Annotated in this window: 16 protein-coding genes; 6 read left to right on the top strand and 10 right to left on the bottom strand. The window is 48.9% G+C overall.

Annotated features, from left to right (window positions below):
- Positions 1-412, top strand: a 412-nt coding sequence (locus VFG09_05525) for a hypothetical protein (GenBank protein ID HET6514601.1), incomplete at its 5' end; no start/stop codon positions are given.
- Between the two features lie 70 nt (positions 413-482).
- Here the strand turns inward: VFG09_05525 and VFG09_05530 are convergent.
- A complete protein-coding gene (locus VFG09_05530) occupies positions 483-2,342 on the bottom strand; it encodes an ATP-binding cassette domain-containing protein (GenBank protein ID HET6514602.1) in 1,860 nt (619 codons plus the stop codon).
- Positions 2,343-2,419: 77 nt separating this feature from the next.
- On the opposite strand from VFG09_05530, the gene VFG09_05535 reads away from it, so the two are divergent.
- Positions 2,420-3,373: an alcohol dehydrogenase catalytic domain-containing protein gene (locus VFG09_05535; protein ID HET6514603.1), complete on the top strand. Its 954-nt coding sequence runs from the start codon at positions 2,420-2,422 to the stop codon at positions 3,371-3,373.
- A gap of 10 nt (positions 3,374-3,383) precedes the next feature.
- Here the strand turns inward: VFG09_05535 and VFG09_05540 are convergent, their stop codons facing one another.
- Positions 3,384-4,154, bottom strand: a complete 771-nt coding sequence (locus VFG09_05540) for an MBL fold metallo-hydrolase (GenBank protein HET6514604.1) — start codon at positions 4,152-4,154, stop codon at positions 3,384-3,386.
- Positions 4,155-4,457: 303 nt separating this feature from the next.
- Here VFG09_05540 and extKL point away from each other — a divergent pair, with 303 nt between their 5' ends.
- Together extKL and VFG09_05550 are read left to right on the top strand one after the other, a co-directional pair.
- On the top strand, positions 4,458-5,321 hold the full coding sequence (gene extKL / locus VFG09_05545; GenBank protein ID HET6514605.1) for a multiheme c-type cytochrome ExtKL: 864 nt from the start codon (positions 4,458-4,460) through the stop codon (positions 5,319-5,321).
- Between the two features lie 27 nt (positions 5,322-5,348).
- Positions 5,349-5,639 (top strand): hypothetical protein, encoded by a 291-nt coding sequence (locus tag VFG09_05550; protein ID HET6514606.1) that lies wholly within the window; start codon positions 5,349-5,351, stop codon positions 5,637-5,639.
- A gap of 217 nt (positions 5,640-5,856) precedes the next feature.
- Here VFG09_05550 and rsmA read toward each other — a convergent pair whose 3' ends face one another.
- Complete coding sequence (rsmA, locus tag VFG09_05555; GenBank protein HET6514607.1) at positions 5,857-6,657, bottom strand: 16S rRNA (adenine(1518)-N(6)/adenine(1519)-N(6))-dimethyltransferase RsmA; 801 nt, start codon at positions 6,655-6,657, stop codon at positions 5,857-5,859.
- A gap of 34 nt (positions 6,658-6,691) precedes the next feature.
- Positions 6,692-7,804 (bottom strand): glycosyltransferase family 4 protein, encoded by a 1,113-nt coding sequence (locus tag VFG09_05560; protein HET6514608.1) that lies wholly within the window; start codon positions 7,802-7,804, stop codon positions 6,692-6,694.
- Between the two features lie 305 nt (positions 7,805-8,109).
- Here VFG09_05560 and VFG09_05565 point away from each other — a divergent pair, with 305 nt between their 5' ends.
- Together VFG09_05565 and VFG09_05570 are read left to right on the top strand one after the other, a co-directional pair.
- On the top strand, positions 8,110-8,895 hold the full coding sequence (locus tag VFG09_05565; protein ID HET6514609.1) for an ABC transporter permease: 786 nt from the start codon (positions 8,110-8,112) through the stop codon (positions 8,893-8,895).
- A 33-nt stretch (positions 8,896-8,928) separates the two neighbouring features.
- Entirely contained in the window at positions 8,929-9,663 is a 735-nt protein-coding gene (locus VFG09_05570) for an ABC transporter ATP-binding protein (protein HET6514610.1), read from the top strand.
- A 176-nt stretch (positions 9,664-9,839) separates the two neighbouring features.
- On the opposite strand, the gene VFG09_05575 is transcribed toward VFG09_05570, so the two are convergent.
- The 6 genes from VFG09_05575 to VFG09_05600 all read right to left on the bottom strand — a co-directional run bounded on the left by VFG09_05575 (position 9,840) and on the right by VFG09_05600 (position 16,238).
- The gene (locus VFG09_05575; GenBank protein ID HET6514611.1) at positions 9,840-10,940 is read right to left on the bottom strand and encodes a glycosyltransferase family 1 protein; all 1,101 of its coding nucleotides are present in this window, start codon (positions 10,938-10,940) and stop codon (positions 9,840-9,842) included.
- A gap of 72 nt (positions 10,941-11,012) precedes the next feature.
- Entirely contained in the window at positions 11,013-12,029 is a 1,017-nt protein-coding gene (locus VFG09_05580) for a glycosyltransferase (protein ID HET6514612.1), read from the bottom strand.
- Positions 12,030-12,042: 13 nt separating this feature from the next.
- The gene (locus tag VFG09_05585; protein HET6514613.1) at positions 12,043-12,948 is read right to left on the bottom strand and encodes a glycosyltransferase family 2 protein; all 906 of its coding nucleotides are present in this window, start codon (positions 12,946-12,948) and stop codon (positions 12,043-12,045) included.
- A gap of 46 nt (positions 12,949-12,994) precedes the next feature.
- Positions 12,995-13,765, bottom strand: a complete 771-nt coding sequence (locus VFG09_05590) for a class I SAM-dependent methyltransferase (protein ID HET6514614.1) — start codon at positions 13,763-13,765, stop codon at positions 12,995-12,997.
- Positions 13,759-14,856: a hypothetical protein gene (locus tag VFG09_05595; GenBank protein ID HET6514615.1), complete on the bottom strand. Its 1,098-nt coding sequence runs from the start codon at positions 14,854-14,856 to the stop codon at positions 13,759-13,761. The genes VFG09_05590 and VFG09_05595 overlap by 7 nt, the downstream gene beginning before the upstream one ends.
- A 152-nt stretch (positions 14,857-15,008) precedes the next feature.
- The gene (locus VFG09_05600; protein ID HET6514616.1) at positions 15,009-16,238 is read right to left on the bottom strand and encodes a radical SAM/SPASM domain-containing protein; all 1,230 of its coding nucleotides are present in this window, start codon (positions 16,236-16,238) and stop codon (positions 15,009-15,011) included.
- Positions 16,239-16,294: the final 56 nt, after the last annotated feature.

Consider the following 16,294-nt stretch of genomic DNA (forward strand, 5'->3'; position numbering starts at 1 on the left):
CAAGAGATTTTCCGGCAAGGCAGCGTACATCCTCAGCGGTATGAAAACGCTCCTGCACTATTCTCCCGAACCACTGACATTCTCTATGGACGGAAAATCATGCAGGGGATATTCGGCAATCATATGCAAGGCCGCGCGGTACGGAGGAGATTTCAAGGTGGCTCCTGATGCCAGCCTCATGAGTCCTTTGCTCTACGCCGTCATCATGGAGGGCAGGAGACGGTTCGACGTCCTCAGATATTCACTCGGCATCATGTGGGGGCGCCACCTGAGATTTAACGATGTGCACTATCTGAAGGGGGATTCTGTGAGGATCGAAGGAATCGCCAACGTTCAGACCGACGGCGACTACCTTGGCAAGACGCCGGCGGTCATAACGGCCGTGCCGGAGGCCCTGAAGATCGTTTTTTAGCCGGATAATTTATGGTAGTATTGCAAACAACTGCCAGGCGGGGATCGAAGGCCTGTACATAGAGTGGGGGTCATTGGAGCCTGCTGAGCATTCCTTCAAATTCGCAGGCCCGTGTGTCGTGTTCGCCGGTCAGGGACTCGAGCTCTTCAAAAAGAGTGTCGATCCTCTCCTTTGAGATATGGATGGCCTTGGAGAGCCTCCTGATGGACTCGCCATCGCCCTTCACTGAGGCCTCCAGCAAGGCCCCGGTATCCTGTTCGGCTTCTCTTTCGAGCTTCATAATCGTATCTTCGACCTGGGCTATCCTTTGCTGAAGGGGCCCGAGTGTCCTCGATCGGTTTGTGATTATCTCTGCCCGTATGCGCCGGAGCTCTTTTCTGTTGGCCCCCCTGCTTTCCTCCTCTCTGTTGCGGAGAGCAGAGGGTTCGGATCTCTCCTCATCCTTCCATCCGACTCGGTCGAGGAAATCCTGATAGGTGCCTTCAAAGACGCTCACCTCTCCGCCATCGAAGACGATCAGCCGCTTTGCCACGGCGTGAAGGATCATTTCACTGTGGGTGACGATCATGAGGGCGCCGCCAAAGGCGTCCAGTGCCTCGATCAGGGAGTCGATGGATTCCATATCGAGATGGTTTGTCGGCTCGTCCAGAAGAAGGAGGTTCGCAGGGCTGACAAGGAGTTTGCAGAGGAGCACGCGGCTCCTCTCGCCCCCTGAAAGGACGGAGATCTTCTTCAGGGCGCTGTCGCCTTCGAACATCATGGCGCCGCAGATTTTCCGCGCAACTCCCCGGCTGCGATCGGGATGGACGTCCATGATCTCTTCTTCGACGGTCTTCTGGAGGTCAAGACGGCCGATATTTGTCTGGCCGAAATAGGCGGGCTTCAACTGGGGATGTCTCGTTATAGCGCCCTTGAGAGGGATCAGCTCACCGGCGAGGAGGTTGAGCAACGTGGTCTTGCCCTTACCGTTTTTCCCGACAATGGCGATCCTGTCGTTCTTGCCGACGGATATGCTGAAACCCTTGATGAGCGGAGGCGATTCCTTTCCAAAAGAGAACGTAATGTCTTCCGCACCGAGGAGCTGTTTTCCGGTAAAGGGTGCTGTATTGAACTCAAAATCGAGAGTCTTTATCTCTGCCAATTTTTCGAGTCGTTCCTTCTTCTGTAAGGCCTTAATCCTCGACTGCACCGCCCTTGCCTTATTAGCCTGCACGCGGAAGCGATTAATAAATTGTTCCACTTCCTTCCGCTTCTTCTCGTCGTTTATCCGTGTCTGCTCATAGACCTCTTCCTCCATGAGTATCTGCTGGTAGAGCTTCTCTGTCGCTCCTTCTATTTTCCGTATGGTACACCGGTGGATGCCCATGGTATGGGTTGTTACGCTGTCCATGAAGTCACGGTCATGGGTGATGAGGATCATCTCGCTCTTCCATGATCTCAGAAATTGCGTAAGCCACCGGATCGATACGATATCAAGGTAGTTTGTCGGTTCGTCAAGAAGCAGGAGGTTCGGTTCAGAGACAAGGACCTTTGCAAGGTTCAGCCTCACCTGAAAACCTCCTGACAACGCCGAAGGATTGAGACTGAAATCGTCTTTTGAGAAGTCGAGGCCCATGAGAATAGCCTCGACCCTGTAGGTCTCGTCCCTGCCATCTTCACTCGGTTTAAGGCTGAGGCACCCCTCTTTCAGGACCGAATCCTCTGTGAAGCTTATATGCTGGGAAAGATGGCCTATCGTATAGCCGTTCGGGATGCTTATGATTCCTGAATCGGGGTGCTCCTCATTGATGATCATCCTTAAGAGGGTCGTCTTCCCGTGGCCGTTCCTGCCGACGAGACCTACACGTTCTCCGGCATTGATGGTAAAGCCGACATTATCGAAGATCACCTGTCTGCCGTATGCCTTGTCTACGTTGCTGACCTGAATCATGATTACCCGCTTGCCATACCTATTGTATCATCTTCTTTCCGATAATATCCCTACACCAAAAGGGATATAATAGACTCATGAGAGCGGTCTGTTTTGACGGGACGTTGAAAGTCTGCGACAGGGAAAAGCCCCTGAGGCAAAAAGGAGAGGTCTTGATCAGGATAGCCGCAGCAGGCATCTGCAACACGGATCATGAGATAACGAAAGGTTATCTGCCGGGGTTTCGAGGGATTCTCGGCCATGAGTTCCTCGGTTTTGTGGAAGAGGCAGATGACAGGGAACTGGTGGGCAAACGGGTGACGGCTGAGATTAACATTGCCTGCGGGAACTGTGTGTTTTGCAGGAAAGGGCTTGGCAGGCATTGCAGTGAGAGGAAAGTTTTGGGGATAAGAGACAGGGATGGTGCAATGGCAGAGTATGTCGCGGTGCCATGCGCGAATGTTGTGGAAATCCCTCCGTCCATCCCTGATGAATCCGCGATCTTCATAGAGCCTCTTGCTGCGGCCCTCGAAATCCTTGACCAGACAGTCATCGATAAAGAAACGTCCGTTCTCCTCGTCGGCGACGGTAAACTTGCCCTGCTCATTGCTCAGGTGATGAATACCACCGGCTGTGATCTCATGGTTCTCGGAAAGCATCCCGAGAAGCTCACCCTTTTGGACGATGCAGGGATAAAGACTTCCCTCCTCCCCACCTTCAAAAAGCGATACTTCGACGTTGTCATTGAGGCAGCAGGCAATCCTTCAGCCCTTGACCTCGGCCTTGCGTGCGTCAGGCCCAGGGGCATCTTCATCCTCAAGAGCACCTATTCAAATGGATTCTTGTGGAATCCGTCTTCGGTAGTTGTGGACGAGATAACCATTATTGGTTCGAGGTGCGGCAACTTTCAGAAAGCTATGGCGTTCCTCGAACAATACCGGCCCGCCCTCGGCAGGATGATAAGCGGGCAATTTTGCCTTGAAGATGCCGTTGAGGCCTTTGAGTATTCGGCTCGGCCAGATGCCCTCAAGGTGCTGCTGCGGATAGGATAGTATCGTCAGGTTACACGAGTAAAAGGCCTGTTGAGGCTGAGCGACTGGCAGCGTAAAGGCAGATGTCTGACCTCAGGATGGATCGATGAGTATTCAGTGCGACTGTGGGGCTGTTGTTTTCTTCGGAAAGGTGAGAGAGGCATGCCCATTTCAGGCGGTCACGTCCTGAGGACTCGAGGAGTTCGGCTGCCTCGATGTTTGAGAGATGTCCTCCCGGACCCTTGATGCGGCCTTTGAGGAAAGAAGGATAGGTGCCTCGATCAAGCATATCGGGATCATAATTACTCTCGATAAAGACCGCATCGAGGGAGGCGATGATCTCATCGAGCCCTTCAAAGACATGGCCGAGGTCCGTCAGTATCCCGAGACGCTTTCCGTCTGAAGCAACGACAAAGGCTGACCCGTCTGCGCCATCGTGAGGCGTGGGAAGTGCATGAACGGTCACCCTTCCAAAACTGATCGTTTCGTCCGACTGAAAATATCGGATGTCATCCAATCTCCCGATCATCCTTTCATCAACAGCGCCCAGAGTTTTCTCCGTGACATAAAGGGGCAGGTTATATTTCCTCTGGTACACGCCGGCGTAGCCGATGTGGTCGGCATGGTCGTGGGATATGATAAGGGCATCGACGTTACCGATATGACGTCCATGTGCTGCAAGCCTTCGCTCCGCCTGGATGCCGCTGATCCCTGCATCAAAGAGCAGTCTTACGCCGCAGGTCTCAACATAGATGCAGTTTCCGCTGCTTCCCGACTGGAGCGAGATCGCGATCATCGTCATGCGTTGTCTAATCTATCAGTCAACATCCCCTTTGTCAAGAAAGATTTTCAAAAACCAGGTCACCACCCTTTAACCGTCCTGGCTTGTTGACTTGCCGTTCCCGGCTCGATAGAATTTATGAAAGGAAGATGCCGGCAAAGAAGTCGGTACCATACAGGAGTTTGCGTCATTCAGAAATCAATGAAAGGAGGGTCCGAGAGATTCGTCTGAAGGAGGACAGAACTTGGATGAGGGACATCCTGGTAGAGAATTCTCACAGGGGATGAAAATGTATCTTTCGCAACCGCAAAGAAAGGAGAGAATATGCAATTATGTATGGTTCTTGTGATAGCGGCAATGGTTGCTCTGCCTTTTGCGGCTTCAGCAGAGTACAAGACGATCGATGAGGTGGTGAAGGCTTACAGTGACGAGTCCTGCAAAACCTGTCACGCGAAGGTCTATGACGAGTGGAAGGCGTCCTACCATGCGCAGTCAGTGGTCCATTCCGTCGGTGGGATACGGAACTTCATCGTCGTCGGCCTCGGAAAGGAATGGGATAAACCGGTGAGCAAGGAGCATCTTATGCGCTGCATGGACTGCCATGCCCCACATCTCAAAGATGCCTCGGAATCCTTGATAAAAGAGGTAGCCCAGCTCATCGTTGCCTCTGTTGACGAGAAGGACGAAGGGAAGAAGGCTGCAGCGAAAAGGGAACTCGGGAAGCTTAACGTCAACTGTGTTATCTGTCATAATACAAAGGTCTCCATCGAGAAGAACCTCAAAGGAGCCCCCAAAGAGGGAGTTTATTACGGGCCTTCCGGTAACCCTTCGCCTGCGCACGGGACGGAGAAATCTTCGGTCATCACCTCCGCGATCTTCTGCGGACAGTGTCACGGCATGTACACACCTCCTGATGGCGATGTTATCGGCTGCAATACCCTTTACGGGAGCTACCAGGATGCATACCGCGGCAATGGCGGGACCGAGACCTGCCAGGAATGCCACATGGAGAAGGCTAATAGAGGACATACCTTCCCCGGGGCATACCAGGTCGAGATCGTGAGGGAAGGAATCGGTCTCGACGTCCAGGCAGCAGGGATCAGGCTTCATCCTGGTAAATGGGTGCCCACGGCGATCGTCAATGTAGGTCTTATCAACAAGGCCGGCCACAGAATCCCTGACGGCTGACTATGGTCTGCCCAGGTGGTCCTGGATGTGACCGCTAAGACCGATAAAGGAACAGTCGTCAATATGGGCAAGAAAGAGTACTGGGAACTCGGTATGGACCTTGACGGAGACCACAGACTTGGTGCCTGGCAGATCAAAGAGATCATCGACCTGACACTCCCTCCCATGAAAACGACAAAGGAGAGGTTCGTGAGTGAACTGCCGCAGGATACGAAGAACGCAGAGATCGAAGTTACGGTGACCTATTTCCCTTCCGGTCCTGCCGGGAAGGGACTTGAGGCGCACAAGGTAACGAAGAAGCTCAACTTCGAAAGGTAGACCATGATGTAGCAGACAATAGTCAGGCAGGCATGGATCGAAGCCCTGTACATGCGATGAAACTTTGACAATGAGGGACTGCGAGGACTTCACCGAAAGTGGCCTCCGCATTGAGTACACAGCGGTAGTTGGCAACCATCAAAGGTATCGCAATACAATGCTTCTCCCCATGCCTGTCCTGACGGACAAGATAGTTTTTGTGTGATCGAAAGGTAGATCATCCGTCAGGTTCTTTGCCCGGCTTTGAGCGAAGGGTGCGCTCAAAGATGCCGGCGAGATGGGCAAACTCTTCGATACTCAGGGTTTCCGCTCTTCTGCCTGGATCGATCCCTGCCAGGGTCAAGAGCTGTTTCGTCTCGGCTGTCACCGGCTTCAGGGCGTTTGAAAGTGTCTTCCTTCGCTGCGAGAAGGCAGTCTTTATGATCCTGAAAAAGAGCTTCTCATCCGGCACCTTTACAGGAGGCTCTTCATTGATCTCGAGATGAACGAGTGCGGAATCGACCTTCGGGACAGGTCTGAAGGCCCCTTTCGGCACGATAAACTCTAGTGAAGGCCGGCTGTAATACTGCGCCATGAGGGAAAGAACCCCGTACTCTTTTCCCCCAGGGGAAGCCACGATCCTCTCGGCAACTTCTCTCTGTGCCATGATGGTAACTGAGGCGAGACTTCTCCGGTGCTCAAACAGTTTAAACAAGAGAGGTGTAGTAATATAGTAAGGTATGTTGGCCACAACCTTGAAGGGCCCCAGAGACCCGAAGGGATATCGAAGGGCATCCCCATGGACAAGTTCGATAGCAGCATTCCCTGCGAGTTCGTCGGACAATCGTTCATACAACTCCCGGTCCACTTCTATCGCTATGACCTTCCTGACGCAGGATGCAAGCATTCGCGTGAGCCTGCCCGGACCGGGACCGATTTCGACGACCATATCATGAGGGGAAAGCTGAGCAGCCTCTACGATCCTCTTGAGAATGTTCGGGTCAAAGAGAAAATTCTGGCCGAGACGTCTCTTGGTCATTCATTGCCTCTGGATTGCTCATGATTCATCCAAATCAACCAGATTCTTCTGCCGCCTCTTCGAGGAAATTCTCGTACTGAAGGGCGATCGCTTCCCATGAAAGATTTTGCAGAGAGTCTCTGCCCCTCTGCCCCATCTCACGGCGTTCGCTGCTTTTCATAAGGTTTTTCATTGCCTCTGCAAGTGAGCGCGCGTCTCCCGGGCGGAAGGATATCCCGGCTCTCTGGCGCACAACATACCGGAAGCCGGGAATATCACTCACAATGACGGGTCTGCTGCAGGCGAGCGCCTCAAGCGCCGCTATCGACTGGACCTCGTGGCGTGACGGGAAGACAGCAAAGAGCGCCCCGCAGAGGAGATCGAGTTTCTGATCACCGGAGACCCAACCAGCCAACGCTATCTTCCTTCGGACATCGGTTGGAAGGTCGGCAAGCATCGCCTTGAAGGTCGTCATATCTCTCCCGTCACCGGCGATCACGAGTCTCACGTCCGGGAAAAAACCGTGAAACTCCCGGTATGCCTCAAGAAGGATATCGAGCCCTTTGCCATAAACGTCTATCCTGCCGAAGTAGAGCATGTAATCCCTTTCAACAGGGTTGCGGTCGAAGAGCTCAGCTGATACCCCATTCGAGATGATCCTGATCTTCTTGCTCCTTCCCAGAATGAAGTTGCCGACGGTCTCGCTGTTCACAAAGATGAAGTTGCGGTAGAAGAGAGGCCTCACCTGCTCCATGAGGAAGAGGGGCAATGCTCGGAGGACATTGTATTTCCTGAAGTAGATGGTTCCTGTATATCCCTGCATCTGGAGAATGATCGGTCTCTTCGTGAAGAGATGGAGGAATGTCGGTACGGCAGGTGAGAATTCTTCAATAATGATATCGAACTCGGAGGAGTGCTTCTTCACAAACGATGCGGCATGGTAAGCGTAAGACAGGAGAGATCTCATCATGCTGGTGCTCTCGGTGCCGACAAAGATATGCCTCAGGCCCTCAGTATCGCACTCCTTGATCCCGGGATATCTCTTGCATAAGAGCGTGATATCATGACGTTCTCTCAGGCGGCGATAGATCTCATATGCCCTGGTCCCCACCCCGCCAATCCCGAAATAATCGTCCTTGCTCTCATAAAGGAGATGGAGGATCTTCACTCGGTCTTCCTCATGGCCTTCTCGCATGAAGCAGCGCCTGTCGGCTTCTCATTGAGAAACGTAGCATTGGTGGCGATTTTCAAGTTTCCAGGGCCCTTCTGTACGTCAGGACCGGGTCAGCGGCAACCTTCTGCCACAAGTATTCTCCTGCCTTTTTCAGAACAGAAGGTTTGGTATTTAAGAGGACCTGCATGACCGTCTCTGAGAGAATCCTTTCTTCCCCTGTCGGAGAACCGCACGTCCCATTCGTTACAAACGGGAAATTTCAATACGCCTATTGTATAATAGCAGTTCACGATGTCAAAATGACGAGAGCATTAGACGAAATCTCAGAGATAGTCAGGTACAAGGAATTCTTGAGGAACCTTGTCATGAGGGACATAAAGGTTCGCTACAAGAGGTCGGTCCTTGGTTTCCTCTGGGTCATGCTGAACCCCCTCCTCATGATGCTCATTCTCAGCACGGTCTTTTCAGAGGTATTTAAGGTTTCGACGAAGAACTATACCACGTATCTTATTTCGGGGATTATCCTCTGGAATTTCTTCTCGCAGAGCACGGTCACGTCCCTCAGAAGCATTTTCGGCAACGGCAATCTTATTAAGAAGGTCTATGTTCCGAAAGCCATATTCCCTCTGTCGATAATCCTGTCAGCCATGATTAATTTTGTCTTCTCCCTCGTCCCGCTTCTTATCATCTTCTTTATCACCGGCACATCGGTAAGCCTCAATATCTACCTCGTGCCGGTGATCATTATTCTTGTCGCGCTTTTTTCCTTCGGGATCTCCCTCATCCTTTCGACCTTGACCGTATTCTTTCACGACACCATATACATCTATGACGTGCTCCTCCTTGCGTGGATGTATGCAACGCCCATATTCTTTCCTGAGTCTATTATCCCCCAGAGATTCCTCTTTATCCTTAACCTGAACCCTCTCTATTATTTCCTGACTACCTTCAGGGCTGCCCTCTTCATGGACGGCTCCTTCATTTTTGGAAAACTGATGTGCAGTCTTCTCTTTTCCCTTGCTGCGCTTGCGGCGGGGTTGGTTGTTTACAGCCGTTACAGGGACAGGCTAATCTATTATCTCTGACATGAAGAATAGAGCTGGCGAGGTTCGGGCGTTTTGAAAAGGCTTGCCATAGAGATTGAGGGCGTCTCCGTCAGATACCGCCTTGCAAAGGAAAAACCAAAGACCCTTCAGGAATACGTAATCCAGAGGTTGAAGGGCAGGAAGATGGATTATGAAGCTTTCTGGGCAATACGAGGGGTGACGATCCATGTCACAAAGGGTGAAACGCTCGGAATCATAGGGCATAACGGCGCTGGAAAGAGCACCTTGCTCAAGATAATCGCGGGGGTTTTAAAACCCACAGAGGGGCTTGTGACGGTGAACGGCAAGATCGCTCCCCTCATCGAAATCAGCGCAGGCTTTGATATGGAGCTTACGGGAGTCGAAAATATTTTTTTGAATGCCTCCATGCTCGGTCTTTCTCGGAAGGAGATCGAGAGCAGGATAGATCCCATTGTTGATTTCTCTGAGCTCCACGAATTCATCCACAGTCCTTTGAGGAGCTATTCTTCCGGCATGATCGCAAGGCTCGGTTTTTCGATTGCAACGGCGGTCGATCCGGACATACTGATCATAGATGAAAGTCTCTCTGTTGGGGATGAACGGTTCAGAAGAAAATTTGATATGAGGATTGATGAGTTGAAGATGAGGGGAACTACCCTTCTCCTTGTCTCGCACATGATGGGCGACATTGAGAGATTGTGCGACAAGATTCTCTGGCTCGACCACGGCAGACTGAAGGCATACAGTAGTGACGTTGAAGAGGTCATCAAGAGCTATACCGCGTAGAGGCCTATTTCGTCAGTCCTGTGCAGTCCATGAATTCCAGCACAATCCGGACTGATTTGGTCAGATCATTCGCTTCAGTATCAAGGATCAGGTTCGGCGGACTTCGACAACCCTCCGAAGGTTCTTCCTCCTGCCTTCGCAGCTGTAACCCAACAAACAGCCGAAACTTAATAAGGTCACGCCAGTTTCTTTTGAAAAGCCTTTTTGCAAGATTGGAGGATTCTCTCTGCCGTAGTATCCCATGAGTATCTCGTTACATTTCTCAGTCCTTTCTCGATAAGATCGTTGCGCAGATCCTTATTCCTGATTAGAGCAAGCATAGCCTGTTCCAGTGAATTGCCATAAGGATCAAATAGTATCCCTGCTTCACCAACTACCTCGGGAAGTGACCCGTTCCTTGAAGATATTACGGGGGTTCCGCATGCCATCGCCTCCAATACGGTCATGCCGAAACCCTCAGCCAAAGACGGATGCACCAGCATGTCCGCATATGAATAGAATTTCGGGATATCTTCGAGCGGAATGTAGTCCATATATAATATTCTCTTGTCCTCTGCTAGTGGTTCGGTGGAAAGGCGTTTGTTTCCGACAACAACAAGGGAGTGGGAAATTTGGTTCTTTATCCCCATGAATGTCTCTATAAGGGTCTTAACATTTTTGTAAGGAAACAGACTTCCAACAAAAAGGATATAGGGCTTTTTCAATCCGTATCGCGTCATAAATCCATCTCTCATTTCAATTTTTTGGGGCTTGAATAGTTCGGAATTATAGCCGTTAGGAATAACATCAACTATACTGCTGTCAATTGGGGCGACCTTCAATAATTCGCTCTTAACGAAAAAAGAGGGCACCACTATTCTCCCAGGAATTCTGGGTAACATTTTTAGGGACAGCCTGAAATATCTCGATGACAGCCCGAACTGCTGAGGGAAGTAGATAGGATGCAGGTCATGAATGGTAATAACTTGAGGGACTTGGAAGAAAGGAAATTCGGCTATTGGGCACAGAAGGACATCAATCCCGCGATTCGTCACTTTAAGAGGCAAGAGGGTATTGATATACAAGAATCTTAAAAGATTATTCAAGAGATGCAGAGATCCCCTTATGGTAGTCGGCGTCTTTACTAAGTACTGAGGTCCAATGGGATTGCAGGGTACCGATGAAAACACAAATGTTTCGCGATTCAGTTTGTGGATTCGGGAAGATGTTTCCTTAGTATAGACTCCAACACCGGTCGGATTCTCATTCAGAAACGTCGCGTTAATGCCTATCTTCATATCTTCAAACTAGTGCTATAAGCTCGCTTGAACTATCATCATACGTCATATAGTATTGCGGACAAGCGGATCTTATGAGTCAACGAAATGCCATATCTTTCGGTATTTTCTTTGCAGCCATAACAAGAATGGAGAAGGAATTAGCACAGATGCCGTTAAGATCGCCCTTTTGGCAACTCTATGACGTCGCGTGTCCCAAGGGAGAAATCCTTTAAAGGCCAATGCATCTTTTGTCGCTTTGAGCCTATTACCCAGAAGACCGGAGAGAAGGATTCCATAAAGGGATTCCTGTGCTTCGATCCTCTTGTGGATAAAGGAGCAGTCTTTCCCGAGTTTTCGTGAATGCTGCTCCACATGTTCCTGTATGCGGAGCAACAAATTCAATTCTCGTTGCAGTTTGCCGGCGGTCAGAAGGTTGCCCCCCGACAGATTGTTCGTATGCAGCCTGTAATATCCGAGAGCTTTTTTCACAAGCGAAAGATCACGCATATAAAACGGCAAAACGTAATGGAGATAGATATCTGCTCCTATACGAAACTCTTCAGGCAAAGGCATTATCTTTTTCAGGCAGTCAGCTCTAACAATCATGCCTGATGTGGGCGAAAACCAAGGCAAGTTTCCCTTCAAATAGTTATCGATATATGACTGCTCTGAATGCCTACCCGGCTCAGGAAAGATGTACCTATCGACTATCTTCCCCTTGTCGTCAGTTACATCCATGTAATGGTACATGAAATCGATATCGTCGGACTTTTCAAACTCTTCGGCAACAATCCTTAACTTCTCACGATGCCAGAAATCATCAGAATCAAGGAAAGCAATAACTTCTCCACCTGCATGTTCTACTCCGGTATTAATGGCTGATGACTGACCACCATTCTTCTTGCGGATATATTTGACTCTGTCCTTATATTTCGCGACCCGTTGAGCCGTGTCATCAGTAGAGCCGTCGTCAACAACAATAACTTCCATATCTCCGGAAGGAAAATGTTGAGCGAGAACACTATCTATCGCCTGCTGGATGTAACATCCATAATTATAGTTGTCAATGATGATAGAAAAAAGAGGTCGTTTCTTCAATTCCGGCATGTGTTATGATCTCTCAAGACAAAAGCAGTCCTCTCAGGAGAAAGATCTGTTGATCGAGATATACCTTTATTTGCTCTTTTTTAGCCACCCCTGGAAGGATGAAATACCTCATATAGGCTGTGAATGCCGACAGTATTTGCAGAAAGGTCACGATCAATCCCTTCGCAATACCAATGTTTTTCTTATAGAAAAGCAGCAAGCTTTCATTAAAGACTTCTGTTCTGTTCATGAAAGGTGATGCAGACCCCCAGTGGAGAACTCCGGCAGACGGCACATACCAAATCTCAAAGCCCCTTTGCTTGGCCCTGTAACACCAGTCCTGTTCCTCAAAGTACATGAAATAATCCTCCGAAAAACCTCCTAAAGCGTCAAAGATATCCTTTTTTACCAGAAAACAGCATCCGTGAAGAGAATCAATCGATGCAGCCTGATCATCGCTCCAGTACAGACGTGGAAAGATGCGGGTTAATACCTTTTCAGAGAGCAGCTTATCAAGGCCGGTCAAAAACAAGAGAGAGGCCGTTATTGATGGGAAACGAAATCCTTTATTTTGAAGCGTCTCGTCGAAGTTCAGTATCTTTGGGCCTGCGGCAGCGACGTTATTATGTTTTTCCATGAAACCGACCAGATCAGCAACCGTTCTCTCCTTCAGAACGGCATCGCTGTTGAGAAAAAGCAGATAGTTCCCTTTTGCCAACCTTGCCCCTTCGTTGCTAGCCTTTGCAAAACCGAGATTTCTTATATTCCTTAAGAGTTTTACCCATCCAAATTCCTGTTCTATCATCTCCGGGCTACCGTCGGAAGATGCATTGTCAACAACAATGATCTCATAATTGATGCATACGGTTGTCTCACGAACTGATCGTATGCATTCTCTCAGAAGATCCTTCGTATTAAAAGAAACTATAATGATGCTCACATGCGTCCCAGACATTCTTCAGTGTTGCCCACTCTTGCGAATCGTATTAGTTGACCGCCTTGGCTATGACCGTCAGAAACTGGTTAACGGTATCGTATTCGACTCGCAAGGTTTTATACCCGTTTTTCTTCATCAAAGCTCTTATACTTGGCTCGTTATAAAAATAGTGGTGGGTATCGCAAATGTAAGGCTGATGATATTGCGGCACCTGAAAATAAAGCAGGCACCCCCTGTTCTGCACTTTCTTCAGCTCCATAAAGAAGGCCGCTGGCTCAAAGATATGCTCAAGTGTATGCCACATGACAATGCAGTCAGCCCTTTGATGCACCTCCGATATTTCGTGGTACATGGTAATATTGTCGCCCACTTTGACATGCTTCTTTGTCTCTTCAAAGACTGAAAGGCTGAGATCCACTCCTACCACACTCTTGAAGCCTATTTCACTTGCGGCAATCAGCAGCGTGCCTCGTCCGCTCCCTATTTCGAGAAATGTCTGACGATGGTAAGCGGGCATAAGATCAAGAATATTGGCAATAATGCCTTTGTGGGACTCAATAGTGGGCCGGAGCTCAACTATCTCAGATTCCGTATACCGGTAGAATTCAGTGAGACCGGTTTTCTGCAGAGTCAGATCCTGTGCTTGCCTGGTATAGTTCATAATGACAAAACAATTAGAGCAGATATACATGTCATCAATGTTGCCGTTAATGTTGAGTCTTTTTTCAAAAGAAACAAGCCTACCGTCAAAACATACCTTGCACTGTCCGCCGTCAAGTGAGATTATATCCCTCAGCTTTTGAAAAATGGTTTTCAGCAATGAAGTCTTCCCATCGCATGATGAAGTTTCTTGTAAAGTTTTTCCAATTCATTTGGTATTGCACTTTCTGCAAGATCTGCCTTGCCCCCCTCAACACGATAAATAAGGATAATATCACCCAAGGTCCTCAAGTCAGGATTATCATGGTCAGGGGTAGCCTTTCGAAGGACGGTAATCTTCTTATCGCCGAAATGGGCTGCTGCATCAACAACATAGTTAACAGTCTGTTGATTAAAAGCATGCCAATGGAGGTCGTTTCGCTTTGCAGCGGCATGTGCACAATCATGGGCAAGCCATGCTACCGTGTTCTTGTCGCACTCTTTATAAGTCCCCTCATTTATCCATCCCATGATGAAGGAATATATATGCTCCCTGGATTCATAAGTGTCCTCGTCCCTGTCTAATAAATAGTCGAGCAATAAATGTTCTGCCGATGGCAATATCCTGTCCTTATCGGGACAGCAACCGGCATCAGGAATGGAAATTACCGCGATCCCTCCATCTTTTATGAGAGAATTCCAATAAATAAGAGTTTTAACAGGATTAGATGAGTGTTCTAATACATTATGGGCTATTAAGAAATCGGCACCGTTCGGGAGACGCTGATCAAAAGCGGCAAGAGAATAAGTCTTATTAATGTTTCTTTGATCAACGTTAAACAGTGCAGCTAATTCCTGCTCATTTCTTTTATCAAAGTATTCACACGTTGCAGACTCAGGGAGTTTTTGTGGATTGGGACCCGCGCCAATTTCGATCCCATGACCTGAGAGGAACGAAGAGGACACGTTATATCTAATGCTCTGAAACGTACCCGCCGGCAGCTTTTTTTCATGTCTCATTTCTGCTGGCTGGAGTTTATCACCTAGCGGTTCTCCCTGAGGTATCTTTGCAATGACCTGCTCAGGAACCTCCTTGACTTTTTCCCAGCAAAATCCCATTTTCTCAAAAGTCTTCGGACAAACAATCCACCTCCGGCAGCCTCCGTTGACATGAAAAATCTTACCTGAATCAGGCCCCTGTTTCGAATAAATCAGCTGGCCTTCATAGTCAGACCTGACAATCATTTTCATTAGCTTATGAATAAAGGTCATGAAATACTTCTCTCATGCAACTTTTGTGCGTCCTTTTCTATTAATTGTACGGAAGCTATAGTTTTAGTTTGACACAAACATTCAAGAGTTGTTTTGTTCTCGTAGTTGCCCATCTAGTGCTCTTTGGTTACGCTTTCTTGAGAAAGATACTCCTAATGCCTATCTGTGATCACTCCGGGGAACACATGCGTTTCCGAATCGTTCACATCACGAACTTTATTAAGCGGACAAACATTGCATAGACCGTCAACATGATTGCTGTTCACCGTCCTCCTCAGGAATCGCCGCACAGGCCCATTCCACACTTTCCAGAACCCGTCATTAAGGATGTTGCCGTCTTCATTCCCAAAGGCACCGCAGCACAGCAGTGCATCCCCGGTACCCTTGATAAAAATGAAATCCCAAGGATATGTACATCGCAGAGCTGCAGGTTTGGCAATCAAAGGCCGTACAGAAAGGTCTCCCACGATGGAACCGAGCGGCGTTTCGGAAAGCCCTTCATCAAGCGCCTTCTGCCACGCCTTAGCCCTTATGGAATAATTCTCCCTGAAATTATATTCAGGGATAGGAGGAACCGTTTGTTCATTCTTACGGTCAGCACCCTCAAATGGTGGCGGGAAAGTGACGTTAACGCCCAGGTCAAGGGCAAGCTTCCTGCAGCGGTCGAGCATTTTGTTGGTGCGGTATTTCTCGTGTATCACCGAAGCGTCAAACATCTCCTGATGGACAACGGTCATATAGGGAATAGCTGCGCTCTTCACTCCGAGATCGGCACAGACCCTGATGAAGTTCTCCACATCAGCAAGATTGAAGCGACCAAGCACAAAGGACATGCCAATGCCAGGTCTGTCCACCCCAAGTTCAGACTTCCGTCTCTGCATATACGCAATATTCTTCACAATAGTCCTAAAGACGCGAACCCCCACAACCTTTTCGTGGACCACTTCACTTCCAGCATTTAGAGAAACGTTTAACCATGCTAGATTTCCTTCAATAAGAAAATCTGTCACCGATTCTGTCAGGGCAACTCCGTTGGTACACACCCTCATTGCGGAATAAGGAAATTTATCTCTGCAGAACATATATACGTCCCTGAAGTCGGGTTGAATCAGCGGCTCACCTTCTCCCTGCAGATCAACATTTTGGGGGTACCCCCTATCCACATCCTTGAATATGATCTTGAGTTTCTCCCTGTCTATATAACTCAGATTTCGTCCAGCGGCATATTGTTTATGAAATACGGTCTGACCGCAAAACCTGCATAGAATATTGCAGACAGAAGACATACTGATTACGAGTGTCTTCGGCCATGACTTGCAGTATTCAGAAGAATACTCAATCTCTCTGTCGTTCAAAAACCCATGTGCCCCTCTTGGGTCCATCTCAAATCGCTTCTGAAACTCCCGCCAGTACACGCGGGGCAGAACCTCCAGGTCCT

The sequence above is a fragment of the Thermodesulfovibrionales bacterium genome (genome assembly GCA_035686305.1).
GTDB lineage: Bacteria > Nitrospirota > Thermodesulfovibrionia > Thermodesulfovibrionales > UBA9159 > DASRZP01.

Bases quoted from the DNA above. Each gene is read 5' to 3' on its own strand.
- VFG09_05530 (HET6514602.1), bottom strand. From the start codon at position 2,342: ATGATTCAGGTCAGCAACGTAGACAAGGCATACGGCAGACAGGTGATC.
- VFG09_05535 (HET6514603.1), top strand. From the start codon at position 2,420: ATGAGAGCGGTCTGTTTTGACGGGACGTTGAAAGTCTGCGACAGGGAA.
- VFG09_05540 (HET6514604.1), bottom strand. From the start codon at position 4,154: ATGACGATGATCGCGATCTCGCTCCAGTCGGGAAGCAGCGGAAACTGC.
- extKL (HET6514605.1), top strand. From the start codon at position 4,458: ATGCAATTATGTATGGTTCTTGTGATAGCGGCAATGGTTGCTCTGCCT.
- rsmA (HET6514607.1), bottom strand. From the start codon at position 6,657: ATGACCAAGAGACGTCTCGGCCAGAATTTTCTCTTTGACCCGAACATT.
- VFG09_05565 (HET6514609.1), top strand. From the start codon at position 8,110: ATGACGAGAGCATTAGACGAAATCTCAGAGATAGTCAGGTACAAGGAA.
- VFG09_05575 (HET6514611.1), bottom strand. From the start codon at position 10,940: ATGAAGATAGGCATTAACGCGACGTTTCTGAATGAGAATCCGACCGGT.
- VFG09_05580 (HET6514612.1), bottom strand. From the start codon at position 12,029: ATGCCGGAATTGAAGAAACGACCTCTTTTTTCTATCATCATTGACAAC.
- VFG09_05595 (HET6514615.1), bottom strand. From the start codon at position 14,856: ATGACCTTTATTCATAAGCTAATGAAAATGATTGTCAGGTCTGACTAT.
- VFG09_05600 (HET6514616.1), bottom strand. From the start codon at position 16,238: ATGGACCCAAGAGGGGCACATGGGTTTTTGAACGACAGAGAGATTGAG.